The organism is Euzebyales bacterium (assembly GCA_035461305.1).
In the GTDB taxonomy this organism is placed as follows: domain Bacteria; phylum Actinomycetota; class Nitriliruptoria; order Euzebyales; family JAHELV01; genus JAHELV01.
Genome location: DATHVN010000112.1, coordinates 12,486 through 35,953 on the forward strand (window position 1 = coordinate 12,486; position 23,468 = coordinate 35,953).

General features: G+C 70.4%; 23 protein-coding genes and 1 pseudogene. 8 read left to right on the forward strand and 16 right to left on the reverse strand.

Annotated features, from left to right (window positions below; all coding sequences use genetic code 11):
- Positions 1 to 16: 16 nt before the first annotated feature.
- From VK923_10645 to VK923_10655, 3 genes and pseudogenes are all read right to left on the reverse strand, one after another.
- On the reverse strand, positions 17 to 472 hold the full coding sequence (locus VK923_10645; protein HSJ45126.1) for a hypothetical protein: 456 nt from the start codon (positions 470 to 472) through the stop codon (positions 17 to 19).
- A gap of 503 nt (positions 473 to 975) precedes the next feature.
- Positions 976 to 1,128, reverse strand: a pseudogene (locus VK923_10650) (ABC transporter ATP-binding protein).
- 80 nt (positions 1,129 to 1,208) lie between these two features.
- Positions 1,209 to 2,441 carry an NAD(P)/FAD-dependent oxidoreductase gene (locus tag VK923_10655; GenBank protein HSJ45127.1) on the reverse strand — a complete coding sequence of 411 codons (1,233 nt, stop codon included), beginning with the start codon at positions 2,439 to 2,441 and terminating at the stop codon, positions 1,209 to 1,211.
- Positions 2,442 to 2,585: 144 nt separating this feature from the next.
- Here VK923_10655 and VK923_10660 point away from each other — a divergent pair, with 144 nt between their 5' ends.
- Positions 2,586 to 3,029 (forward strand): MarR family transcriptional regulator, encoded by a 444-nt coding sequence (locus tag VK923_10660; protein HSJ45128.1) that lies wholly within the window; start codon positions 2,586 to 2,588, stop codon positions 3,027 to 3,029.
- Positions 3,030 to 3,058: 29 nt separating this feature from the next.
- Here VK923_10660 and VK923_10665 read toward each other — a convergent pair whose 3' ends face one another.
- On the reverse strand, positions 3,059 to 4,750 hold the full coding sequence (locus VK923_10665; GenBank protein HSJ45129.1) for an FAD-dependent oxidoreductase: 1,692 nt from the start codon (positions 4,748 to 4,750) through the stop codon (positions 3,059 to 3,061).
- A gap of 574 nt (positions 4,751 to 5,324) precedes the next feature.
- Here VK923_10665 and VK923_10670 point away from each other — a divergent pair.
- Positions 5,325 to 5,585 (forward strand): hypothetical protein, encoded by a 261-nt coding sequence (locus VK923_10670; protein HSJ45130.1) that lies wholly within the window; start codon positions 5,325 to 5,327, stop codon positions 5,583 to 5,585.
- Between the two features lie 889 nt (positions 5,586 to 6,474).
- Here the strand turns inward: VK923_10670 and VK923_10675 are convergent.
- Complete coding sequence (locus VK923_10675; protein ID HSJ45131.1) at positions 6,475 to 6,894, reverse strand: hypothetical protein; 420 nt, start codon at positions 6,892 to 6,894, stop codon at positions 6,475 to 6,477.
- 267 nt (positions 6,895 to 7,161) lie between these two features.
- Positions 7,162 to 7,764 (reverse strand): hypothetical protein, encoded by a 603-nt coding sequence (locus VK923_10680; GenBank protein ID HSJ45132.1) that lies wholly within the window; start codon positions 7,762 to 7,764, stop codon positions 7,162 to 7,164.
- Positions 7,765 to 8,125: 361 nt separating this feature from the next.
- Here VK923_10680 and VK923_10685 point away from each other — a divergent pair, with 361 nt between their 5' ends.
- Complete coding sequence (locus VK923_10685; protein ID HSJ45133.1) at positions 8,126 to 8,935, forward strand: 2-oxo acid dehydrogenase subunit E2; 810 nt, start codon at positions 8,126 to 8,128, stop codon at positions 8,933 to 8,935.
- A complete protein-coding gene (locus VK923_10690) occupies positions 8,916 to 9,830 on the forward strand; it encodes an alpha/beta hydrolase (GenBank protein ID HSJ45134.1) in 915 nt (304 codons plus the stop codon). The genes VK923_10685 and VK923_10690 overlap by 20 nt, the downstream gene beginning before the upstream one ends.
- A gap of 256 nt (positions 9,831 to 10,086) precedes the next feature.
- Here the strand turns inward: VK923_10690 and VK923_10695 are convergent, their stop codons facing one another.
- Both VK923_10695 and VK923_10700 read right to left on the reverse strand, forming a co-directional pair.
- On the reverse strand, positions 10,087 to 10,608 hold the full coding sequence (locus VK923_10695) for a hypothetical protein (GenBank protein ID HSJ45135.1): 522 nt from the start codon (positions 10,606 to 10,608) through the stop codon (positions 10,087 to 10,089).
- Between the two features lie 106 nt (positions 10,609 to 10,714).
- The gene (locus VK923_10700) at positions 10,715 to 11,062 is read right to left on the reverse strand and encodes a rhodanese-like domain-containing protein (GenBank protein HSJ45136.1); all 348 of its coding nucleotides are present in this window, start codon (positions 11,060 to 11,062) and stop codon (positions 10,715 to 10,717) included.
- A 347-nt stretch (positions 11,063 to 11,409) separates the two neighbouring features.
- Between VK923_10700 and VK923_10705 the strand changes: the two genes are divergently transcribed.
- Positions 11,410 to 11,949 (forward strand): flavodoxin domain-containing protein, encoded by a 540-nt coding sequence (locus tag VK923_10705; protein ID HSJ45137.1) that lies wholly within the window; start codon positions 11,410 to 11,412, stop codon positions 11,947 to 11,949.
- A gap of 513 nt (positions 11,950 to 12,462) precedes the next feature.
- Here the strand turns inward: VK923_10705 and VK923_10710 are convergent.
- From VK923_10710 to VK923_10725, 4 genes are all read right to left on the reverse strand, one after another.
- A complete protein-coding gene (locus VK923_10710; protein HSJ45138.1) occupies positions 12,463 to 13,461 on the reverse strand; it encodes a serine hydrolase domain-containing protein in 999 nt (332 codons plus the stop codon).
- On the reverse strand, positions 13,442 to 14,233 hold the full coding sequence (locus VK923_10715) for a hypothetical protein (GenBank protein HSJ45139.1): 792 nt from the start codon (positions 14,231 to 14,233) through the stop codon (positions 13,442 to 13,444). The genes VK923_10710 and VK923_10715 overlap by 20 nt, the downstream gene beginning before the upstream one ends.
- Entirely contained in the window at positions 14,230 to 14,709 is a 480-nt protein-coding gene (locus VK923_10720) for an ATP-binding cassette domain-containing protein (protein HSJ45140.1), read from the reverse strand. Before VK923_10720 ends, VK923_10715 begins: the two co-directional genes overlap by 4 nt.
- A 582-nt stretch (positions 14,710 to 15,291) precedes the next feature.
- Positions 15,292 to 15,708, reverse strand: coding sequence for a VOC family protein (locus VK923_10725; protein HSJ45141.1), 417 nt, complete (start codon positions 15,706 to 15,708; stop codon positions 15,292 to 15,294).
- Positions 15,709 to 16,017: 309 nt separating this feature from the next.
- Here VK923_10725 and VK923_10730 point away from each other — a divergent pair, with 309 nt between their 5' ends.
- The 3 genes from VK923_10730 (at position 16,018) to VK923_10740 (ending at position 19,687) form a co-directional block, all read left to right on the forward strand.
- Positions 16,018 to 16,557 carry a hypothetical protein gene (locus tag VK923_10730; GenBank protein ID HSJ45142.1) on the forward strand — a complete coding sequence of 180 codons (540 nt, stop codon included), beginning with the start codon at positions 16,018 to 16,020 and terminating at the stop codon, positions 16,555 to 16,557.
- Positions 16,558 to 16,702: 145 nt separating this feature from the next.
- The gene (locus VK923_10735; protein ID HSJ45143.1) at positions 16,703 to 19,099 is read left to right on the forward strand and encodes a molybdopterin-dependent oxidoreductase; all 2,397 of its coding nucleotides are present in this window, start codon (positions 16,703 to 16,705) and stop codon (positions 19,097 to 19,099) included.
- Positions 19,100 to 19,393: 294 nt separating this feature from the next.
- On the forward strand, positions 19,394 to 19,687 hold the full coding sequence (locus VK923_10740; protein HSJ45144.1) for a hypothetical protein: 294 nt from the start codon (positions 19,394 to 19,396) through the stop codon (positions 19,685 to 19,687).
- 19 nt (positions 19,688 to 19,706) lie between these two features.
- On the opposite strand, the gene VK923_10745 is transcribed toward VK923_10740, so the two are convergent.
- The 4 genes from VK923_10745 to VK923_10760 form a co-directional block, all read right to left on the reverse strand.
- Positions 19,707 to 20,984 carry a Gfo/Idh/MocA family oxidoreductase gene (locus VK923_10745; GenBank protein ID HSJ45145.1) on the reverse strand — a complete coding sequence of 426 codons (1,278 nt, stop codon included), beginning with the start codon at positions 20,982 to 20,984 and terminating at the stop codon, positions 19,707 to 19,709.
- 30 nt (positions 20,985 to 21,014) lie between these two features.
- Positions 21,015 to 21,926 carry an ABC transporter permease gene (locus VK923_10750; protein ID HSJ45146.1) on the reverse strand — a complete coding sequence of 304 codons (912 nt, stop codon included), beginning with the start codon at positions 21,924 to 21,926 and terminating at the stop codon, positions 21,015 to 21,017.
- 91 nt (positions 21,927 to 22,017) lie between these two features.
- On the reverse strand, positions 22,018 to 23,004 hold the full coding sequence (locus VK923_10755; GenBank protein ID HSJ45147.1) for an ABC transporter permease: 987 nt from the start codon (positions 23,002 to 23,004) through the stop codon (positions 22,018 to 22,020).
- 8 nt (positions 23,005 to 23,012) lie between these two features.
- On the reverse strand, positions 23,013 to 23,468 hold a 456-nt coding region (locus VK923_10760; GenBank protein ID HSJ45148.1), incomplete at its 5' end, for an ATP-binding cassette domain-containing protein.

Here is a 23,468-nt window from a genome sequence, read left to right on the forward strand (position 1 = left end):
CCGACGCCATCGACCCTCACGCGACCCTGGTCATGATGGAGTCGTAACCTCCGCCCCCGGGGTACACCCAGGCGCCGGCGCAGGTGGATCCGTCGGAACTGAACGTCCCTCTGAAGTAGGCCGGCGAGCCCCGCTCACCGCCCCAGATCGTCAGCGTGTCGCCGTCGAGCTCGTAGACGTAGTCGAACGTGTTGCCCATGCTGTCGTAGTACCGCGACCAGATGTCGTCGGTCTGCTCCTCACCGAACGGCTGCAGCCGGCCGATGACCTCGATGCCCGTGACCCGCTGGCCGTACTGCTCCAGGTCGACATGCTGAAGCAGGAAGAACCCGCCGTCCAGCCACTCGTAGGTCACTGTCCCCTGGGCGCCACCGGTGACCTGCCACGTCCCGAGCAACCGTTCGAGGCCCCGCAGGTCGGGCGATGGCGCCGGTCGCTGCTGCGTCTCCTGCACACTCCCGTCGTCAGTCATCACGCACTCCTCTTCCGGTCCGGGGCCCGCTCCTTCGCGTGCCCACACCACTACGACGGCGCGACCCGGAGAAAGGAATCGCAACGGGCCGACGGCTGGGCCTCGGCAGTGGTCGGACGTTCGCAGCGGCGCGCCCACCGGCGGTGGTCCGCGCGAGAGCGCAGTGTCAGGCGTGGCGGCGGTACACGAGCATGGTCAGTGGCCCGAACACGGCGACCAGGCCGGCACTGATGGCGAGGACCAGCCCGATGTGGCCGGTGGCCGCTGGCCGTGCATGAGCCCGCGGACCGCGGTGACCAGGATCGTGATCGGTTTGACGTCGACGAACGCCTGCAGCCCGCCCGGCAGCGTTTCGAGGCGCACGAAGACGTTGCTGTTGAAGGTCAGGGGGGAACAGGACCATCATGCTCAGGCCCATGATGGCCTGCTCGGAACGCATGACGATGCCGAGCATGGTCCAGATCCATGACAGGCCGAACGCGAAGACGAGCAGCACACCGACGCAGGAGCACCGTCGTGCCGCCATCACCAGCGCACGGACGATCTCCCACACCTGGTTGCGGCTGCGGGGATCCAGTCCGGTCGTCGGCTCTTCGAGGAAGATCAGGTCGGGCGTGACGACGATGCTTGGCTGCGATGTCGATCCGCCGCCTCATCGGTCGATCGTCCCGGAATCAGTGTGCGGCCGGGTCCGCGGGAGTGGAGCTGCGGGCGCGCACCGCTGGCCACAGGATCGTCACACGCCCGTGGACGCAGCGCGCGCAGCAGCTCCGGGGACGACCCGTGCGTCCCAGTCGACGTGATAGCGGTGCATCCACGCCAGCGAGCTGGCGCCGTTGCCGGCGACCCTTCGCAGGAACAACGGCATGAGCAGATCGCGGAACACCCGTGCCACCGGCCCCGCCACCTTGTCACTGGTCGACCTCGCGCCGACGGCGACGACGCGTTCGACCCGCGCGCGGCGAAGCTGCTCGTAGGTCTCGAGCGCTGCAGGGATCGTTGGGAGGTCGCGGACGCACCGGGCGAGCTGCACGGCGTCCTCGATCGCCATCGACGCTCCCTGACCCGACGATGGCGAGACGGCGTGGGCGGCGTCGCCGATGACGACCATCGATGGGTTGTGCCAGATCGGGATGGTCGGGAAGTCGTAGGTGGCATAGCCGCGCAGCGGGCCAGGCGTCGCGTCGATGAGGTCGACCGCCGGCGAGCGGTCGACGGCGTACAGGTCGCGTAGCATCGTCCGCCACTGCGTGTCGGTCGTCGATGCCAGCGCCTCATGACCCGGGTCCTCGCGGGCGGGAGGGTTGGCGAACCACCACGTCTCGCCGTCGGGTGCGGGGGCGTAGCCGAAGAACGCACGCTTGCCGAAGATCATGTGGTACTCGCCGGGCCGCTTGTCGGTGGCGACACCGCGCGCGTAGCCGCCGAGGTTGAGCAGCGGCACGCGACGCGCTGCCGGAACATCCGGGTCGATGACCGTGCGCACCCGTGAGCGGACGCCGTCACAGCCGACGAGGAGATCCCCCGCGGCCGTCGAGCCGTCCTCGAACTCGGCGATGGCTCCGCCGGCGTGCTCGCGAGCGTCGACGAGCCGCCGGCCATGGTGGATGCGCACACCGCGGCGCACGGCCTCGTCGCGCAGCGCCGTGTACAGGTCGGTTCGCCTGACCGTGTGACCGACAGTCCCGTCGTCGAGCACGCCGCCGGTCGGCACGGTCCCCAGGTGCTTGCCCGTCCAGCTGTAGAACTGCATCACGGGCGTGGCGAATCCCCTGCCGGCCACCGGGCGGTAGGCGTCGATGGCGCGCAGCGCGTCCATGCCGTTGGTCTGCAGCGTGAGGAACGCGCCCACATCATCCGCCGTGCGCGGGTGGGCCTCGAAGATCTCGGCGTCGACGCCCGCACGTTGCAGGGCCATCGCGGCGACCGGTCCAGCGACACCGGCGCCGATGATCAGTGCCTTCGTCATGACTGCTCCTCGTGGTGTGGCCTCCCGACCCGCGCTACCGTCGAGCCGGACCGGAACCTCGTTGTGACAACTATCTCGCCTTGCCGAAGTGTAGTATCTCGCCAAGCCAAGATACTCGCAACCCCGAATCATGAGGCCGCACAGATGACCCCGACCGATGCACTCCGGGATCGCGTCCAGGCCGCGGTGGTGCGGTTCATCGCCGACGCGATCCTGTTCAACCACGTCGTGGCGCAGCGTGAGGGGCTCGGTCCGAGCGATGGACAGTTCATCACACTGCTCCAGGTGCACGGGCCGATGACGGCGGGCGAACTGTCAGCCCGCAGCGGGCTGACGACCGGGTCGACGACCGGCGTGATCGACCGGCTCGAGCGCGCAGGCCTGGCGCATCGCGTGCGCGACCGGCAGGACCGCCGCCGGGTCATCGTGACCCCCGATGACGAGGCGATCAGCACACGGGTGTTCCCCCACTACGCTGGACAGGCCGAACGCCTCGGCCGGGTTCTGGACCAACGGACCCGCGACGAGATCGAGACGGTCGCAGTGTTCTTCGAGGAGCTCGTGGACGACCAGGCCAACGAGGGCTGACGACCGCACCATCGTTGGGGGCACGAACCTCATCGGCTGTTGGCGGGCGGGGGCTGCTCACGGTCACGCTCCACCACTGGCGGTGTGGTGAGGAATCTGTGGATCATCGGCACCGTCACCGCACCTTCACCGGCCGCGGCGGCGACCCGCTTGACCGAGCCGGCGCGCACATCGCCCGCCGCGAACACACCGGGCATGCTGGTCTCGAACGCTGCGGGCGCGCGGCTCAGCGGCCACCGATCGGGCGAGATCTCACCACCCGTGCGCACGAAGCCGCGCTCGTCCCGTTCGATCTCGTCCGGCAGCCAGTCGGTGTGTGGTTCGGCTCCGATCAGGATGAACAGTCCCGCCGCGGGGACCTCACGATCCTGGCGGGCGGCCCTGTCGCGGAGCGTGAGCCGCTCGAGGTGCCCGGAACCGCCACCGCCGACGACCTCCGTCTGCAGGAGCACCTCGATGCGGTCGTGCGCGCGCAACTCGCGGATGAGGTAGTCGGACATCGATCTACCCAGGTCCGGTCCACGAACGACGAGCGTCACGCGCGCCGCGTACCTCGCGAGGTGCAGTGCGGCCTGCCCCGCCGAGTTCCCCGCTCCGACGACGAACGCGTCGAGCCCCTCGAGCGCCGCAGCCTCGCCCAGCGCCGCACCGTAGAAGACACCCGCGCCGACCAGCGCCTCCAGGGACGCGACACCCAGCCGGCGGTACGACACGCCGCACGACAACAGGACCGATCGCGACGCCACCTCGACCCCGCTCGACACGGTCAGCTGCAGCACGTCGTCGGCCCGCAGGGCAACCGCCGAGCGCATCAGGTGGAACGACGCGCCGAACCGGGTCGCCTGCCGCTCGCCGTGCACGGCGAGACGACGCCCCGTCACGCCGCGGGGGAAGCCGAGGTAGTTGCGGATCATCGAACTCGTGCCGGCCTGTCCGCCGATCGCCTCATGCTCGATCACGAGGGTGTCCAGGCCCTCCGACGCGGCGTACACGGCGGCGCCCAGCCCGGCGGGTCCCGCGCCGATGACCACCAGGTCGTAGACGTCCGAGCCGACATCACCCGCGAACCCGAACTGGTCGGCCAGTTCCTGAAGCGACGGGGCGCTCAACGGCGGCGCGTCCAGCACCTCGACGACGGGCAACCCCGCATCGGGGTCCGCGCGGTCGAGGATGCGTCGCCCCTCACTGGAATCAGGAGGGTAGATCCCGGCTGGGATGGCGTGACGTCGCAGGATGTCGACCATCGTCCGCTCGGCCACCGCCGTCTCAGAACCGACGATCTTGACGGCGTCCACGACCGGTCTGGTGATCCATGCCCAGTCCGCCAGGTACTCGGTGAGCATGCCGAAGAAGTCCTCGTCCCGCGGCCCGGTCGGCTTCGACACGGCGCTGTCGATGCGGCCGAGCGCCACGGCCCGTCGGACGTCACCCCCAGCCGCCCCGACACCACGATCGTGGAGCAGGATCCGCGTGGCGGTGGGCACGAGTCCCCGGACCTGCACGAGGAACGCGATGCTGTCGACCGACCACATGTCGACGTCGGCGAGCACCATCGCGACTGGCGCATCGGCGGCCTCGAACGCCAGCAACCGCTCGAGTGCGGCTCTCGCTGACGAGCATGCCTCAATGGCGTAGTCACGCGCGAAGCGACTTGCGAGCTCGTCGGTCATGCGCGCCCGTTCGCCGGCGTCCTCGATGACCAGCAGCAGGACAGGGTTCATCCGGTGCCAACGTCGACCAGGCTCTCGTCGACGAAGCACCACGCCCATTCCTCACCCGGCTCAACCGACCGCGCGATCGGATGCCCGACCGCGTCCGCATGACGATGTGCGTGGCGGTTCTTCGACGAGTCGCAGCATCCGACTTCACCACAGGTCAGGCACATCCGCAGATGCACCCACGGATCGCCGATCGCGAGGCACTGGGCGCAGCCCTCGGACCGCGGCTGCGCGTCGCGGACCGCATCCAGGTGGGAGCACGCCGGCGATCGCCCGGTCATGCGCTGCACGAACCACCTCGCGTTGGACAGCAACCCCACGAGGCGCGTGACCTCGCCATCCGGTCTCCTCCTGACTGACACCGCACGGTACTGCAACGCCACCCGACCATCCAATCGGTCGTCGTAGCGACTCGAGCCACAACCCGCGAGGCATCGTCTCCTGCGATCACTTCGGTCACGTTGACCGGTTCGTAGGGCGATCGTCCGTCGCTTCGTGACACAGGCTCGCCATACTGGACATCCGGTGATCGCCCTCCGGCAACGACGGTCCGGGCCGCAGTCGAAGGGAGCGAACGGTGGCTGACGTCGGGCTCGGTCTGGTGGCGATCCTCGTCGGCGCCGGCCTGACCGCGTCCCTGACGGGTGAGGGCTTCCTCGCCACCGTCCTGGGGTGGCTGGTCGGCCTCGTCGTCGCCGCGCTCTTCGGTGTCCTCGCCTACCTGTACTACGAGGTGTCGGTCCTTATCGCAATGTCGGCGATCGGCTTCAGCTGGGCACCACCGCGATGGTCGCCCTGGGCGTCACGTGGTCCTGGCTCATCGTGCTGGTCGGCGTGATGGTCGGGGCGTTGCACGTTGATCGCCATCGTCGCGGACCTTCCGATGGTCCTGCTGACCGTGCTCACCGCCGGAGCCGGGGCGACCGCGATCATCATCGGCGTCATGCTCGTCGTGGGTGTGGTGTCGATCGGCGACCTCGGGGCGACCACGACCACCGCCGACCTCGATGACGACTGGTGGTGGTACGTGGTCTACGCCATCCTGACCGTCGCCGGGATCGTCGCGCAGCTCACCGCCACAGCGAGAATGCGTGGTTCCCTCCGCAATCGCCAGCGACCGGAACTGCTCCCACCGGGGATCGCGTGTCGCGTCGGTCACGATGACTGGCGGCGGTGGTGGGCCGCTGTACCACACGAGCCCATCAGGGGCCGATCGCCATCCCGTCGATCGCTGTGCAGTGCTCCTCGGGCACTCTGCCACTCGGACGACGACCGCCACACGTGGCGCAGTAGATCGTCCCGGCTGCCGCCCGCAACGGCGATAGCGCGAGCAACAGCAGCAGGTCGAACTGCAGCGTCGTGAGGCGACAGGTCCAGGACCACCAGGCCGACCCGGGGATCGTCGACCCGCTCGAGCGCGGTGGTGGCGTCGGCGAACCGTCACGCAGGTCGCAGGGCATCACGGCGCTGGGGGGTGTGCTGGTGGCGATGAGCTATCGCCGCCCGCGAGGCCGGTCTCCGGGCGCTGGGGGTTGTCGACGCCGGTTTGCCGACGGGCGTGGGCGCATGACCCGCGGCGATGGGGTCGTTCTGCTGTCGAGCGGACTGGGCGGCGCGCGCGTCGGACCTGCGTTGGCCCGGCGCCTGTGCCCGCGCTGTATCGCGACGTGTGCCACGTCTCGTCATGGATCAGACCGAGGCCCGGCGACCCGCCGTGGAACGGTGGGCTACGCGGCTGCCTCCTGTACGGGTGTCGACTCCGCGAGGCGCTTGATGGCCTGCAGGTGACTGCGGGCCATGACGAAGTCGGCGGGCACGATCGCGGCGAGGAACGCGACCTCGAACCAGCGCGGTCGAAGCTTCATGCGGTTGCGTTGCACGAGCCGCGTGACACCCGGCCACGGTTGGTCGAGGTGCCAGCTCCACACCCATTCCAGGCTCGCCCCGAACCTGTCGCGCCACGCGATCGGCACGTGCCGGGTCGAGCGCAACGCCATCGTCCGTCGCCGGTCAAGGATCTCGACGGTGAACCAGCAGTCAGATTGGGGCGGGCCGTCGAGGATGCGGTCGCCGAGCCGAAGCTGCTGCAGCTCGGAGACGATGCGATCGGCGCTCGGACCGTTCGCTGGGAACAGCAGCTGGTCCACCCACCGGTACGTGTACCAACCCGCTCGGCCCCAGCCCATCTGCGCCAGCCACGGCCAGACGGTGGCCGGCGGGGCGTTCCACCGTGATGCCGTGCGTGGTCAGCAGCGTCGCGCCGTGGAGCAGCTCGTCGCCAGGCAGCGGCCGCCGACGCTCGTCCGCCGTGGCACCCCACGTGGCGCCGAGACGGAACAGCGACGCGTACCCGACAGCCGCCGCGCCCACGAACGCGATCGTCCTTGCACGGGTTGTCATCGGCATTCTCCCCTTCAGCGACGGAGCGCGCCGGCCCGCCCCAGGACGTGGCGGAGTCCCCGGGCCGCGGTGAGCAACCCGGCGTCCCATCCAGGTGCACGTCCGCCCGCCGGGGGCCCGATGTCATGCATCGGCAGGCCGCTTCGGGCGAGCAGCCACGAGATCACCGAGTTCGAGTTCCACATCTCGCCCGTCCCCAGCTCGTCCCGCCCCCACGTCGGGCTGGGCAGCTGGCTGACGAGGTCGAGCAGGTGACGCGCCTGCAACGCATCGTCGCTCACGCGCTGCGGACCTGCGACGGCCGCGTCGGCGTCGGCGATGACGCCGTCACGCCAGCGGCGGACCTCGTAGCGGAACACGCGGAGGCGCGCGGTCCGGCGGCTGCCGACCGGGCCCTCCACGACGACGCCGCGCGATGCACCGTCGCCATCCGGGATCGGCCACGCGTTCTCGATCACGTAGCGCCCCTCCGGCAGGTGGACCTCGAGCGCGGAGTGGTACAGGTCCAGCGGTCGCCGCCGCTCCGCGAGCGCGTGCATCGCCTCGTAGACGCGGCCGTTCAGCCGCACGAACCACCCGCCAGCGCCGAGGGGAAGCCAGTACAGATCGATGCTCACCTGTGACGCCGCCCGCGGGAGCCGGGCGTCAGCGTACGGCCCGCCGCGGCGATCGGCCATCGTGCCGCTCGCACGCCATCCACCGGCCTCGGCTCCCACCGTTTCCACACCTCCAGGTCACACCGCGACTCTGGTACCAGACCGGGACGCCGTGCAGTGCCGAAGGACCCCGAGCGCAGGGACCCTTGCCAACCGTCCGAAGGGACCGCCACCGCCCGATGGCCTCGTCGATCGGGGTCATGTGACCCTGTGCTCGCGCGCTGGATCCGCCAGCCTGACACTGGAGACGAGACGGTGAGCAGGTGCTGCGAGCGGAGAGGTGGTCGTCCATCCTCTCGGGGCTCGATGACGAGGGACGGAGATGAGCGACGGCGCACGGGGAGACCGCCGGTACCGGGTGGTACCGTACCCGCGCCAGCGTCAGCCCGTGCTGGACGTGCTGGCCACCGCGGCCCGGCAGTACACGATCCACGGACTGATCGAGGTCGACGTCACCACCGCACGCGAACGGCTCACGCGTCCAGCGCACCAGGTGTCGTTCACGGCGTTCGTCGTCGCCACGGTCGCGCGCGCCGTCACAGCGCATCCCCAGGTCAACGCCCGTCGTGTCGGCCACCGTCTCGTGCTGTTCGACGACGTCGACGTGGTCGTGACGATCGAGCGGCCTGTCGACGGCGCGCCTACGCCGATGCCGACCATCCTGCACGGCCTCGACAGGCAGTCCTGTGCAGACATCACCGGACAGATCAGCACGCTCAGGCAGCGGCCGGTCACCCGTGCAGGCGACCTGACCGGCAACCGGCTGCTCGCCACGGTGCCCGGGGTGATCCGCCGGCTCGCGCTGCGCGCGGCCGGCCGCGTTCCCGCCGCCGCGGCCCGCTTCGCGCCGCCGATCGGGATCAGCTCGCTTGGGATGTTCGACGCGGGTGGCTGGGGCATCCCACTGTCGCCGATGACGCTGATGGTCACCGTCGGCGGCATCATCCAGCGACCCGCGCTGATCGACGGCGAGCTCGTCGAACGCGAACTGCTACCGTTGACACTGAGCTTCGACCACGCGGTCGTCGACGGCGCGCCGGCGGCACGCTTCGCCGCCACCCTGCGGCGGCTGTTCGAGTCCGCCGCGGCGCTCGACGGTGCTGGGACCGATCATGACAGCCACACGCGGTAGGTCCGCCTTCCGCGCCGACATGCGTGCGGCCCGCCGGCGCCTGGCCACCGTGCACTCGTTGCTGGCCGCGACGCGGTACGGGGCGGTCGAGTACGCCGACCATGGAAGCGGTCCGCCCGTCCTGGTGATCCACGGGGTCATGGGCGGCGTCGACGCCGGGCTGCGCAACGTCGCCTGCCACGTCCCCGACGGGTACCGCATCGTCGTGCCGTCCCGCTTCGGCTACCTGCGCTCCTCGCTGCCGCTGCGCGCCACCCCCGCATTGCAGGCCGACGCCTACGCCGCGCTCCTCGACGCGCTCGACATCGACCGGGTCGCGGTCATCGCCGCGTCCGCCGGATCGTCGTCCGCGCTGCAGTTCGCCATCCGCCACTCCGACCGCGTCCGTGCGCTGATTCTGGTGTCCCCCAACGTCCCCGGCCCGCATCACGCCACCAGCCTGGCGTTCAAGCTGATCGCCCATGCGCTGTGGCGGTTCAACGTCGTGTTCTGGGCCGCTGAACGCTACGCGCCGCGTGCCGTGCTGGGTCTCATGGGCGTCCCCGAGGGCCTGCCGCTGAGCGACGCCGACCGCGCCACCGTCCAAGCCGAGCTCGAGGGCATCTTCCCCATCGACCAACGCATCGACGGGATCCTGTTCGACACGTTCACGTCCAACCCTGACATCAACACCGGCTACCCGCTGCACGCCATCACCGCGCCGACACTGCTGTGCCATGGCCGCGACGACCCGGGCCCGCCATACCACGGCGCGGTCCGGCTCACCGAGCAGATCCCCGGCGCCACCCTCACATCCTGGGACCGCGGCGGCCACATCGGCCTCGGCGACCACCCCCACATCGACAACGCCATCCACACCCTGCTGCGCGACAGCGCGGCCGCGCCAACACGATGAACCTTCGTTTGCGGTCCCGTCCGGCGAGCCCGCGGTGACGGTGCTGCCCCCGGACCGGACGCGAGCGCGCGCCGTCGGCGGGAACCCCACATGAGGTCGGGACGAAGGTCCCATGACCCGTCCGCTTGGAGGCCCGGGCAGCAGCGTCGGCGGGCCGCCGACGCTGTCCGGTGACGTTGGAACGCCCGGCGGGAGGACGTCATGGTCGATCGCGGCGTGGGCCTAGTCACCGGCGTGAAGGCCCGCGCCATCGCGATCATGTGCGCCGATCCGGCGGTCCTTGTCGACGCCGGGCCGGCCCGGCTTGGGATTTTCGACCCGACGCTACGGACTGGAGAACCAGGGTTCCGTCATGTCGAGATGTCGGTTCGGCGTTCGAGATGGCGGGCCGCAGGTCCCCGAGCGTGCCCTGCATCGCCCGATCGATGTCCCGCGCCTTGTCGACGTCGTTGACCGTGCCCTGGATCACCTGCACAAAGCCCGCGTCGTCCGAACCCCCGTCCTTGAGCACATCGACGAACGTGCAGTCGTGGAAGGTCGGTTCGTCGACGTACTGCGACGTCTCGCTCCACCACGCATCCTGTTCGGCGCGCTCGCTGTTCGCGAGCGCGGCCGTTTCGTCCTCGAACCGGACGAGCGCGATGAACTCACCCTCCGCCGTGACGCCGGCGGTGCCGCCGAGGAACCCCTTCGCGCCCGGCTTGAGCTGTTGGTCCCACTGCTCCCATTGCGCGCGCAGCGCCGTCGGATCGTTCGTCCTGCCTTGGATCACCTGCACGACATCACGCTCACCTCCTGGGTCCCGCGCGTCTGGCCGCGCCGATCGTGTTGAGGGTCGGCCGCCCACCGGCAGTCCGTCGCGACGCCACGCCTCGAGCCGCCGGTCACGTCGGTCGCGTCGCGACCGAGCACGGGTGCATGATGCCGCCGGTCGCGGCGATCAGGCGCGATGCGGCGAGGCTGGAGCAGAACCCCTCTGCGCACAGCACGATCAGCGGGACATCGGCCCGTCCGAGCCGCCGGTCGTGCGAGGGCGAGGAGGGGTCGGCGCGCCACTCGAGGACATTGAGTGCGATGGGCACCGCGGCGGGCACCTCGCCGTCGCGCGCACGCTGTTCGCTGGTGCGCACGTCGATCAGCACACGGCCGCTGCGCACGGCGTCGGCGGCTGCCTGCGGCTCGAGACGGTCCAGACACTGCCGCGCCCGCGCGAGCATCTCATCGACGGTCACAGGGGTCGGCCTCGTGACGGAGGGTTGCCCGCCGCAACCCGGGACGCCCACTATCCGCTCGCGAAGGACGATGTCGAGGGCATGCGGCCACCCAGCGCACACGCCTGACGTCGATGGTCGTTCGCCGGACCGAGGCGCCGCATCGATGTGCCGCGGGCCGCACCAGCCCCGACCAGGCGGATGCGAGCACGTGGATGGACCGGATCGGGACGTTCGTCGGGCCCGCCACGTGCCGAACGCCCGTCCGCACCGGCGCCCGTTCCACGGAGACTGACATCGGTCTGCCCCCGAGTCGCGGGACGCGGACGCGCGGCATGAGTGGCCGGCCGCGACGCAGGAGGCGACCGATGACAACCGCTGGGACGGGATCCGGCAGCCGCGTGCTGGTGGTTGCATCCTCCAGGCACGGCGCGACGCACGAGATCGGGGCGCACATCGGACAGACGCTGCGAGCCCGCGGGTGCGACGTGACCGTCGCCGACGCCGCTCGGATCGAGGCCCTGGACGGCTACGACGCGATCGTGCTCGGCAGCGCCGTCTACGCCGGCCACTGGCTGCCCGACGCCAAGGCGGTCGCCGAGCGGATCGCCGACCTCCACCCGTTCCCCGCGGTGTGGTTGTTCTCCAGTGGGCCGGTCGGCGACCCCCCGAAGCCCGACGAGGAGCCGGTCGACGTCGCCGCGATCGTCGAGGCCACCAACCCCCAGGGCCATCGCCTGTTCGCCGGCAGGATCGACAAGTCCGAGCTCGGGTTCGCCGAGCGGGCGATCATGATCGCCGTGCGTGCTCGGGAGGGGGACTATCGCGACTGGGACGACATCGCCGGTTGGGCGCAGGGCATCGCCGATGCCCTGCACGCCGCGCGATCGGATCGGGGGTCCGCGTGACGCAGGTGCACGACCCCGCTCGAACCACGATGCGTCTCCATGGAAGGAACGGTCGACATGGGTCCGCAGGAGTACTCGACCTGCACGACGTACCGGCCGCCGAAGGCGTGGTACCGCCGCCTGAACAGACTCGGCGTCGTCCTCACGTCGCTGGGGCTCGCGCCGCGCGACGCGGTGACACTGGAGGTCCGCGGCCGCAGGTCCGGCAAGGTGCGCAGGACCCTGGTCCTACGCACCCGGCACAATGGTGCGGACCACCTCGTGGCGCTGGCGGGCGAATCCCAGTGGGTGCGCAACGTCCGCGCAGCCGGAGGTCATGCGGTCATCCGACGGCGGCGTGCGCACCACGTCCGCCTCGAGAAGCTCGGCCCGGCGGAGCGGGGTGACATCATCGCCGCGTACCTGTGTGCGGGGCCGGCGGAGCGGCGCCGAGGCCGCTGCGACGCAGGCACGCGCGTACTTCGGGCTCGATCCGGACCCGTCCCGCGACGACATCGAGGCCATCGTCGACCACTACCCCGTGTTCCGCATCGCGTGTGAGAGGTAAGGATGTCGCTCACTGGTGCACCATCTCATCGGGCCAGGAGCAGCTGCGCGAGGCCGTCCGTGCTCGCGCGGTAGGCGTTGGCCAGGACGACGATCACGCGACGCCGGCCGGGTTGGTACCACATGGTGGCGCGATAGCCGGGCAGTGATCCGCTGTGGCCCCGCACGGCGGTGCGGTAGTCGGGTCGGCGCAGTTCGACGCCCAGCCCCGTAGTTGCTGTGGGGAGGGTGGAACTGACCCGGCGTGGTCATCTCACGACGGGCGTCGCGCGATACCAGGTCGCCCTCGAACAGCGCCCGGGCGAAGCGGACGAGGTCGGGCGCGGTCGACACCAGCGCGCCCGCGGGCCCCTCGGTGGTGTCGAGCGCGGGCCACGGGCCAGTGACGGGGTCGTCGAACCCGTCGCCGCTCGTGTCGAACCATCCGGAGATGGTGTCGGTGGCCGGATCGTCGACGCCGGCGATGCTGGTGTCGCCCAGGCCGAGTGGCTCGATGATCCGCTGCCGCACCACGCGTGCCCACGGCTGGCCGGTGACAGCCTGGATGACCTGACCGAGCAGCACATAGCCGGTGTTGGAGTAGGCATAGGCCGTCCCTGGAGCGAAATCGCGGTCGCGGTCGGCGACCAGGTCGAGCACCTCGGCCGTGGTCCATCGCCGCTCCGGCTTGTCGAGCAGCGCATCGGCGAACCCGGCCGCCAACGTGTGGTCGGGCACACCGCCGGTGTGACGGAGCAGCTGGCGCAGGGACACGTCGCCCCATGGCGAGGCGGGGACGTACCGCAACAGCGGGTCGTCGAGCCGGAGCCGGTGCTCGTCGGCCAGCTGCATGACCACCGTCGCGACGAAGGTCTTGGTGATGCTGCCGACGCGGAAGCGCGCGTCCGCGGCCACCGGCTCCTCAGCGTCACGGCCGCTGACGATGAAGCGGGCGCCGGTGTCGGGATCACTGATCGCGACAGTCACGGCGTGCACCGGGGTGCGGATGCGCCAACGCTCGACGACCCCCTGCGTTGCGGTGGCGGCCCGCGGCGACGAGCGCGGTCGCGTACGCGGCCAGCAGCAGCCCGCCGGTCCACATCGGCAGCAGCCCGGGCAGCTCGGCGCGGCTCAGGGCGCTGGTCGCACCGCCCGGAAGCCAGCGGACCATCCCGGCGAGCCCGTACGCGGGCAGCAGGTTCTCGACCACGACCAGCCAGGCCAGCGGCGCGATGACCGCGACGGTCTGTTGCCTGATCACCGCGCCGATCCCGATACCGGCGATGCCGTACAGCGGGATGCTGACCAGGACGCCACCGACGGCCAGCGGCAGGTCGGCGTTCGCCAGATCGATCGGCACGCCTGCCGCGGTCAGGTAGGGCACCACGATCGCCAGCTCGAGACCCAACCCACTGACGGCCACGGCGCCACCAACCAGGGCGAGGGCGAGCGCCTTCGCCACCAGCAGCCTCGGCCGGTCGGGGACCGTCAACAGCGACGTGGGCATCGTGGCGTGACGGAACTCCGACGTCACGGCGATCACACCGACCGCCAGGACGATCGGTGAGACGACACCCACGGTCTTCAGGAGGATGGCCAGGCTGTCGATGGTGCCCAGCGACGGGGCGCCCACCTTGCCCGCGTTGCGCATCTGCATCGCGAGGAACGCGAGCGTCACTCCCACGGTGACGACGGCCAGGATGGACAGGATCCAGGTCGAGCGCAGCTTGGCCAGCTCGGCGTGGACGAGGCGGGTCATGACAGTCCTCCGGTGTTCGTCATGGCGAGGAACGCTTCCTCGAGGCTGAGACGTTCGGCGCGCATCTCGTAGATGGCGATCCCCGAGCCCGCGACGACCCGTCCGACCTCCTCGGTCGTCCCGTCGGCGATGACCTCGTTGCCCTGACCGAGGGTCGCGACGACGCCGGCGGTGTCCAGCGCGGCGGCCAGCCGGCGCAGGAACCCCCGCACCCAATGCACCCCCTGCGGGTCCAGCCCGTTCGTCGGTTCGTCGGCGACCAGGATCTGTGGGTCGCCGAGCAGGGCGGTCGCCAGCGCAAGGCGCTGGCGCATCCCCAACGAGAACCCACCCACGCGACGACCGGCCGCGGTGCCCGCGCCAGCTGATTCGCCCGCTCCGCCTGCTCGCGGGCCGCCTGCTGCCAGCGTCGCAGTCCGGCACCGAGCAGCCACGACCCCGCCAGCAGTGCCGCGAACAGCGCCCACGAGTCCCACTGCACCCCTCCGGTCACCGCGCCCACCACCAGCGCGACCTCAGCGGCGGCGAGCCCGAGCAGCGACTTCCGACGGTCGCGGAGCGCCGCCACCGTGTAGACCGCGACCAGCGACGCCGGGCCCAGGAAGAAGACGGGCAACCCGAACCCCACGTACGCCAGGCCCGTCACGATCACGACCGACAGGACGACGGTGGGCGCGCGGCGGCGCGCGATCAGCACCGCTCCGTGCAGGAACGCGAGCAGCACGGCCGGCGTCCGCTGTGCAGGCGCCGCGCCCGCCAACCATTCGTTGGTCAGGATCACGGCGAAGTACGCGGCGATCCCGGCGACCGCCGCGTGCGAACACCCACCGCCAGACCACCGGGAGGTCACCGCGGTCGGCGCGCACGCGCATGGCGGACACGCTACGTGTTCACCGCGATCGGGACGCCGGCCTCGGCGGCTGCGCAGCGCCCGGCCGACCTGCGCGCGCGAGCACCCCGGTCCATGGGAAGGCGCGAGCTCGCGGATCGCGGACGGGGGCCGCGTCCCTGGATGCGGAAGGCGCGCGTCCCCGGCCGCCTCGGCCGTCCCGTCCGGGCTACGTGGACTGTCCGGCGATGTTGACCATCCAATCGATGCCGAACCGATCGGTGACCATGCCGAACTTGTCGCCCCACGGTGCCGCTTCGAGCGGCTGGGTCACCGTGCCTCCGTCGGACAGCTTCTCGAAGTAGCCCAACAGCTCCGCGTCGTCGTCACCGCTCAGCGACATGGACATGGTCGTCCCGGGACGGTGCTCCATGCTGTTGGGCGTGTCGGCGGCCATGAACATGATGCCGTTATCGGCCTCCATCACGGAGTGCATGACCTTGTCGTCCTCGCTCGGATCCTCCGACGCGCCGAACTCGGCGAACGTGTTCACGTCGAGCGTGCCACCGAACACGGTCCGGTAGAACTCCATCGCCTCCCGAGCGTTGTCGCGGAAGCTCAGGTACGGGTTCAGTCGACTCTGCATCGCGTGTCCTTCGTCCAGGGGCCGGATGCGGCAATGTGAGATGACACTGCGTTCGACCGCTCCGGGGGTCCAGAACGTAGCGGTCCGCGATCCAGACGAGCAAGTGCCGGTCCCATCCACTGTCCGGTCCCCGAGCACCCGGTGGGCCGCGAGTCTCGGGCGTCGACAACCGGTGCGAACGACGCAGCCGGATCGGTCCGCGATCGACCTCCGCGCCGTCGGGCCGTGCGGATGTCGTGCTCCGCACCGACGATGTGGCATGGTGCCCGACGACGAGCGCACCCCAGCTGACCGAGCCCCTTGTCGTAGGTGATCACGACGAGAGCGATCAAGATCACAGCGGCCGTCGCCCTCATCGCGGTCGTCGGCATCGCGACGGGAGCCTGGTACGGCCGCCGCGACCGGGTCCAGGACCTGGTCACCGCCGCCGAGGCCGTCGATGCGGTCATCGACCAGTGGTACAGCGTCCGTGCCGTCATCCAGGCCGACCTGCCCAGCGCGCACTACCGCACGCCGGAGATCGAACAGGACGCGGCCGAGCGGCTGCGGCGCTCGACGACCGCCACCCTGCGCTCGCTCGACGACGCGATCGCGGACGTCCGCGGCGTCCCTCTCGCCGGCCGCTGGAGCGTCGACGTCGACGTGGCGCGCGACAGCTACATCCATCACGCCAGGCGCTGGACGGCCTACCTGAGAGAGGTCGCCGAGGATCCCGTCGCAGCACTTGACGAACCCCCACCGCCGTTCACCGCGAGCCGCGCGGCCAGCGAGGAGGCGTTCGCCTCCGCCCTCCCGCCCTTCGCAGGCGACGAACTGCGGCGACGGGTCGCCGCACTGCTCGAGCGCTGACCGCAACGCCGGTCCCCAGTGGTGTCCGCAGGCAGGACTCCGACGCTCCTCGGTGGCCGTCGTCACGGCGCGCACGACCCGGACGCTGTTGATTCCGGTTGCGGCGTCGCCGACACTGCTCCTACCAGTCCGCGATGGAGTGGCGATGGCCCGGGAACAGGCGACGACGCAGGTCTCGACGTACTGCGCATTGTGCGTGTCGCGCTGCGGCGCGAAGGCGACGATCTCCGACGGGACGCTCGTGGCGCTCCAGCCCGATCCGTCGCACCCGACCGGCCACGCGCTGTGCGTGAAGGGCAAGGCGGCTCCGGAGCTCGTCAGGCACGCCGACCGGCTGCTCCACCCGCTCAGGCGGACCAATCCCAAGGGCGCCGACGATCCGGGCTGGCAGCGCATCACGTGGGACGAGGCGCTCGACGCGGTCGCAGCGCGACTCCTGGGGCTCGCGGCCGGGCACGGCCCCGAGTCGGTTGTGTTCAGCGCCACGTCCCCGTCGACGTCGGCGATGAGCGACGCCATCGACTGGGTGATGCGCCTGCGGCGCGCCTTCGGCAGTCCCAACCAGTGCGTCTACATGGAGCTGTGCGGCTGGGGGCGCTACCTGGCCTCGATCTACACGTTCGGCGCGTCCGTGCCGGGCGCCTACCTGCCGGATCTCGACAATGCCGGCTGCATCCTGTACTGGGGCTACAACCCGTCGGTGTCCCGGCTCGCGCATGCGACGGGCACGGTCGCGGCGCTCGCCCGCGGTGCGCGCCTCGTCGTCGTCGATCCGCGGCGGGCCGGCCTCGCTGGCAGGGCCCACCACTGGTTGCGCGTGCGCCCGGGGACGGACGGCGCGCTGGCGCTGGCGCTCGCGCACGTGATGATCGAGCACGGCTGGTACGACGACGACTTCGTTCGCCGCTGGACCAACGCGCCACTGCTCGTCCGCGCCGACAACGGTCACATGCTGCGCGCGAGCGAGCTGTCGTCGCCCGGCGATCGCGCCCACTTCGTTGCGTGGGACGAGGTCGAGGTGCAGCCGGTCGCATACGACCCGGCACGCGGGCACCACGCGGTCGACGAGGCGCGCCTCGCGCTGTTCGGCGCGCGGGAGGTCGGGACGACGAGCGGTCCGGTGACGTGCCGGCCCGCCTTCGACCTGGTCGCCGCGCAGTGCCGCCGAATGGAGCCAGACCTGGCCGAGGATGTCACCGGCGTGCCCGCCGGCGACATCGAGGACACCGCGCGGACGCTGTGGGACTCGCGCCCGGTCGCGTTCTACGTGTGGAGCGGCCTCGAGCAGCACAGCAACACCACCCAGGCGGTGCGCGCGATCAACCAGCTGTACGCCCTGACCGGCAGCTTCGACACGCGCGGCGGCAACGTTGCGTTCCCGAGCGTGCTGACCAACCCGATCGACGGCGCCGAGCTGCTGGCCCCCGAACAGCGCGCCAAAGCCGTCGGCGTGACGCAACGCCCGCTGGGCCCCGCGCGGTTCGAGTTCGTCACCGGCGAGGATGTCTTCACGGCGGCGCTCGAGGGTCGCCCATACCACGTGCGAGGGCTCGTCAACTTCGGCGCCGACCTGGTGATGGCCCACGGCGACAGCTCGCGCGGGCGCGACGCGCTTGCGGCGCTCGACTTCTTCGTCCACGCCGACCTGTTCATGAACCCGACCGCCGAGCAGGCCGACATCGTGCTGCCGGTGACGAGCGCATTCGAGGCCGAGGGCCTCAAGGTCGGCTTCGAGATCAGCGCGGAGGCACAGTCACTCGTGCAGCTGCGCGCACCGCTCGTGCGCCCGCGCGGCGAGGCGCGCTCAGACTTGGAGATCATCTTCGCGCTCGCAACGCGTCTCGGCCTCGGTGAGCACTTCTGGGACGGCGACCTCGACGCGGCGTGGCGCCACCAGCTCGCCCCGAGCGGCCTCACCCTCGAGCAGCTCCGCGCCGAGCCCGCAGGCCTGCGCGTGCCACTGGAGACGCACCACCGCAAGTACGCCGAGCTGGACGGCAACGCGCCGCGCGGGTTCCGCACGCCGTCGCGCAAGGTCGAGCTGTACTCGGAGGTGCTCGCTGAGCACGGCTACCCGCCGCTGCCGGACTTCGACGAGCCCCGCACGAGCCCGAGGTCGCGGCCCGACCTCGCCGAGCGGTTCCCGCTGATCCTGACGTGCGCGAAGTCGCTGTGGTTCTGTGAGACCCAGCACCGGAATGTAGCGAGCCTGCGCAGCCGGGCGCCCGATCCACAGCTCGAGCTGCATCCCGACGCCGCACGTCAGCGCGGCATCGCCGCCGGCGACTGGGTCCGCCTCGAGACACCCCACGGCGCGGTTCGCGCCCGCGCCAGGCTCAACGCCAGCCTCGACCCGAAGGTGGTGTGCGGGCAGCACGGCTGGTGGCAGGGCTGCGCCGAGCTCGGCCTCCCCGGCTACGCGCCGTTTGGCCCGGACAGCGCCAACCTCAACCTGGTGTTGCGCCAATCGCCGAGCGACCCGATCAGCGGGAGCTCACCGCTGCGTGCGTCGGTCTGCGACGTCGCCCCGCTCGCCAGCTGACCGCATGCCGGCACGGACGTGGTAGGGCACGCTGAACCTCTGGTCGTCACCGAGCGGACGAGGAGTGCGCGGCGCGCCTTGACGACCCGTGCGAGGCGGGACCGAGTGAACCTGGCGGCACCCTCCATTCGAGCAGCGTGTGCTAAGCGGTCGAGCACGGATCACCAGTGGTCCTCCATCCATGAGCGCCGGGCCTCGAGGCCCGGCGGGTCGACCTGATGGACGCGACGGCGGCCGGCTGAGCCGATCCGGCAGGGCTTGCGCTCGGCCACGCCGCTTGCGAAGGTGTGCAGCATGGCGGATACGAGTGAGGCGTGGGAACGGGTCACGGACCGAATGTCGGCGCTGGCGTTGAAGCTCAAGCTGCACGCCCGGGAGGAGCTCTCCGACGAGGACCTGCGGTCGAAGGTCGGCTTCGACAAGTTCCGCGCGGTGGTCAACGAGGCGATGGACGGCATCCAGACCGCGTCCGAGGACGAGGCGGTGCGCGCCGACGCCCGCGACGCACGCGACGCGTTCGTCGACGCCATCGACGCCACCGTCCGCGACGTCGAGCGACGGCTCCGGTCCCGCTCCGACGAGTCGTAGACCCTCGGGATCGTCGCGGTCAGCCCGACACGCGGTGCTGCTTGGCACGTACCTCGCGCGGGTTCCACACGCCGCGGGCGACCTCGGGCACGTAGTCCTCGAGCCCTGTCACCGGCCACCTGAGCGTCTCACCCAGCTCGGCGGACAGGTAGGCCGCCATCATCAGCTCGGTGATCAGCAGGCCGTCGTGGAGATCCTCGTCAGGCTGCCTACCGGCCCGGAACGCCTGCACCATGTGGCGGTTCTCGTGCAGGTAGCCGTAGCTGAACCCCTCGTCGGCGAGCACCGGCATCACTCCCTGCTCGGCGTTCTGCTTCTCGACGAGATCCTCACCGGACTTGCCTGAGACGTTGCGGCTGAAGAAGATCTCGGCCGGTGTGTGCAGCGTACTGACGCCGAGCGAGTATTCGGGCCCGAGCAGCTCGAACGACAGGCGTAGCCCGGCGCCGACGAAGCTCCAGGAGGTCGTCCCCTCGACCACCACCTGCTCGCCGTCGGCGTTCTCGAACAGCACCGTCGCGCGAGCGTAGTCCTCGGCGGGGCTGCGCCGATAGTCGATCCCCTGGTACTTCGCGGCCAACTCGTCCGCGTAGCGGTCGCGGCTCCACTTCAGTGACGCGATGGTCGCCGTGATCGACACGGGCACGAGGAAGTCGCTCTTGCGCGTTCCAGGGGGCGTGAGCAGGTGGCGGCCCGCCTCGATCGAGTGGCAGAGCATGTCGTTGAGCACGCCGCCGCCCTGCTTCGTGCCGTCCCAGAACCAGCCGGAGTGCGGTCCGGAGTGCTCCTCGGCCGCGCGTGCGAGGTACGGGTTGCCCGACAGGGTGGCGCCGCGCTTCCACACGAGCTCCTTCGCGCGGGTCAACGCGGGTGCGAAGACCTGGTTCTCGAGGTACCCGTGGAGCAGGCCGGCGTCTTCGATCATCCGCACGACCTCGCGTGCCTCGGCGACGTTGCGCCCCAGCGGCTTCTCGATCGCGACGCCTGTCAGATCGGCCCGACCGGAGGAGACCTCCTCGACGATCTGCTCGACGACCGGCACGCGCAGGTCGTTAGGCACGGCGACCCACACGGCGTCGACCCGCTCGTCGCGGATCAGCGCGGCGACGTCGTCGTGGACCGTGGGATCACCGACGGACAGCTGCCGACAGTGGTCGGCGACCCGCTGGGCGCTCTCACGGGTACGGCTGGTGACGCCGGTGATGTCGGCGTCCCGGACGCCCTCCCAGACGCCGACGTGGAAGATGTCCACGATGAATCCTGCGCCGATGAAGCCGATGCCGAGGCGGTCCGTCATCAAGTCTCCTTTGGGTCGTTGGCGGCACGGTCACTGTCGCAGCCGGCGTTGGCGGCCGTACGCGGACAGCAGGATGATGAGCACGATGCCGAGGACGATCTGACGTTGGGACGCGTCCATGCGAATGGTCGTCAGCAGCGACTCGAGCACGGTGAGCGCGACCGCGCCGACCGCGGTCCCCGCATAGCCTCCAACGCCACCGGCCAGCGTGGTCCCTCCGATCACCACTGCAGCAATTGACGGCAGCATGTACTGGTCGGCGAGGTTCAGAAACACGGTCTCGGTGAAGCCGAGGAGGAAGAAGCCCCCGAGGGCGGCGAGGACGCTCGAGCACACGTAGACGGCGACGACGTTGTACTTCACCGTGATGCCGGACAGTTCCGCGGCGTGCCGGTTGGCGCCCAGCGCGTACACCCGCCATCCGAACGTCGTCCGGCGCAGCACGAGGATCACCAGCGCTCCCAGCACGAGCCAGATCCACAACAGCCCGGGAATCGAGAAGATGGTGTCACCTTTGACCAGCGTGATCATGATGGGCGCGGCGCGCCCGGCGGCAGTACCACCCGCGTAGAGCAGGACCAGGCCCTGCACGACGCCGATCATCCCCAGCGTCATCACCAGCGGCGGGATGCGTGCGTAGGCGATGCCGATGCCGTTGACCAGCCCTATGCCGGCGCACGCCAGCAGTGCCAAGCCGAGCCCCGCCAACACCTGGGAGTCGTCGCCTTCGATGGTGCGAGCGGCGATGATCGCCGAGAACGTGGCGACCTTGCCCACCGAGAGATCGATGCCCTCGCCGCCGGAGATGATGACGATCGTCTGACCCATCGCGATGATCCCGAGGAAGGCAGAAACCCGCAGCACGCTTACGATCTGGCGGTAGGAAGCGAAGCCGGGGGAGATGATCTCGCCGCTCACGATCAGCGCAACGGCGATGAGCACGGCGATCGCGACAGGGGTGTCGGCGAACCACTCTGCGACACGCCGCGCGGCTCGGGCAGCGACCCGAAACGCCCGGTCGTCTGCTGCGTGCTCACGATCGGGCCCTCCGCAGCGCGGGGATCCCGGCGAGGGCGAGCGCGCCGATCACGATGAGCCCGTCGATGAGTTCGCGCGTCCCACCGGACAGACCGGCGAAGAACACGATGTTCGAGATCAGACCGAGCACGATCGCCCCCGCTATGGCGCCGCCGGCCCCACCGACGCCCCCCGACAGCGCCGTGCCACCGATCACGAGTGCCGCGATCGAAGTCAGCGTGAGCTCTCCTCCGATGAAGACGGCACCGGCAGACGCCCCGACGTACGGGTCGCCCGATCCGGTGTTGGCGAGGATCGCCAGGGCGCTCAGTCCTCCGAAGAGCCCGCCGAGCACGTAGCTGGCCACTCGTACCCGGCTGACGTTGATCCCACTGGCGAACGCCGCCTGCTCGTCACCCCCGATCGCATAGATGTGGAGGCCGAGCCGGTGGCGCTTGACCGCGAGCCACAGCCCGGCGAACAGGAGGATGACCAGTGCCGCCACGGGCACGCCGAAAACCGTGTCGCGGTAGACCGGCGTCATGACCGTCGGTACGCTGCCGCCCGGCTGGGGCAGGACCTGCAGCGTGAGCCCGGCCCACACGAAGCTTGCCGCGAACGTGGCGACGATCGGTTGCAGCCGGAGGTAGGACGCGAGCGCGCCGTTGATGAAGCCGCCGACCGCACCGACGGCCAGCGCGGCGAGCACGGCCACGGGGAGGTTGGCCGGTCCACCGTCCATCAGGACCACCCCAACCACCGACGACAGCGTGATCAATGCCCCGAGTGAGAGATCGATGCCGCCCCCCAGGACGATGATCGTCTGCCCGATGGCCGCAGCCACGAGCGGCACGAACGTCGCGAAGTTGGAGCTGATCGAGTAGCCCGTGAAGAAGTTGGGCGCGAGCCAGGCATTGATCGCGATCGCGATGAGCAGGAGCACCCAGACCGTGACCGACGCGAGACGCCCCTGACGGACGAACGTGCGAGCGGTCTCGAGCACCCTGTCCATCATTCGACCTCGTCCGTCGTGACGTCCGAGGTCTCGTCGACCCGCATCGAGGCGGCCAGCAGCCGGTCCTCGGTCAGCTGGTCGGCCGTGAGCTCGTCGACGATGCGTCCCTCGTAGAGCACGACGATGCGATCGGAGAGATCGAGCAGTTCCCGATTCTCGCTGGAGTTGAACAGGATCGCGACACCGTCATCGGTCAGGGAGCGCATGACCCTGTACAGCTCCTCCTTGGCCCCGACGTCAATGCCTTTGGTCGGATCGTCCATCAGAACGATTCGCGGATCCGTGAGCAGCCACTTGCCGACGACCACCTTCTGCGCGTTGCCGCCGCTGAGCGTTGAGACAGAGTCGTCGAGGTCGCCGAGCTTGATCGACAGCCGCTCGACGGCGTCGCGGGCGGCCGCACGCTCCCGGGATCCCGACAGCAGGCCCCCGGCGATCTTGCGTTGCCCCAT

Bases quoted from the DNA above. Each gene is read 5' to 3' on its own strand.
- VK923_10645 (HSJ45126.1), bottom strand. From the start codon at position 472: ATGACTGACGACGGGAGTGTGCAGGAGACGCAGCAGCGACCGGCGCCA.
- VK923_10735 (HSJ45143.1), top strand. From the start codon at position 16,703: ATGGCCCGGGAACAGGCGACGACGCAGGTCTCGACGTACTGCGCATTG.
- VK923_10660 (HSJ45128.1), top strand. From the start codon at position 2,586: ATGACCCCGACCGATGCACTCCGGGATCGCGTCCAGGCCGCGGTGGTG.
- VK923_10740 (HSJ45144.1), top strand. From the start codon at position 19,394: ATGGCGGATACGAGTGAGGCGTGGGAACGGGTCACGGACCGAATGTCG.
- VK923_10715 (HSJ45139.1), bottom strand. From the start codon at position 14,233: ATGACCCGCCTCGTCCACGCCGAGCTGGCCAAGCTGCGCTCGACCTGG.
- VK923_10685 (HSJ45133.1), top strand. From the start codon at position 8,126: ATGAGCGACGGCGCACGGGGAGACCGCCGGTACCGGGTGGTACCGTAC.
- VK923_10745 (HSJ45145.1), bottom strand. From the start codon at position 20,984: ATGACGGACCGCCTCGGCATCGGCTTCATCGGCGCAGGATTCATCGTG.
- VK923_10725 (HSJ45141.1), bottom strand. From the start codon at position 15,708: ATGCAGAGTCGACTGAACCCGTACCTGAGCTTCCGCGACAACGCTCGG.
- VK923_10665 (HSJ45129.1), bottom strand. From the start codon at position 4,750: ATGAACCCTGTCCTGCTGCTGGTCATCGAGGACGCCGGCGAACGGGCG.
- VK923_10705 (HSJ45137.1), top strand. From the start codon at position 11,410: ATGACAACCGCTGGGACGGGATCCGGCAGCCGCGTGCTGGTGGTTGCA.
- VK923_10655 (HSJ45127.1), bottom strand. From the start codon at position 2,441: ATGACGAAGGCACTGATCATCGGCGCCGGTGTCGCTGGACCGGTCGCC.
- VK923_10690 (HSJ45134.1), top strand. From the start codon at position 8,916: ATGACAGCCACACGCGGTAGGTCCGCCTTCCGCGCCGACATGCGTGCG.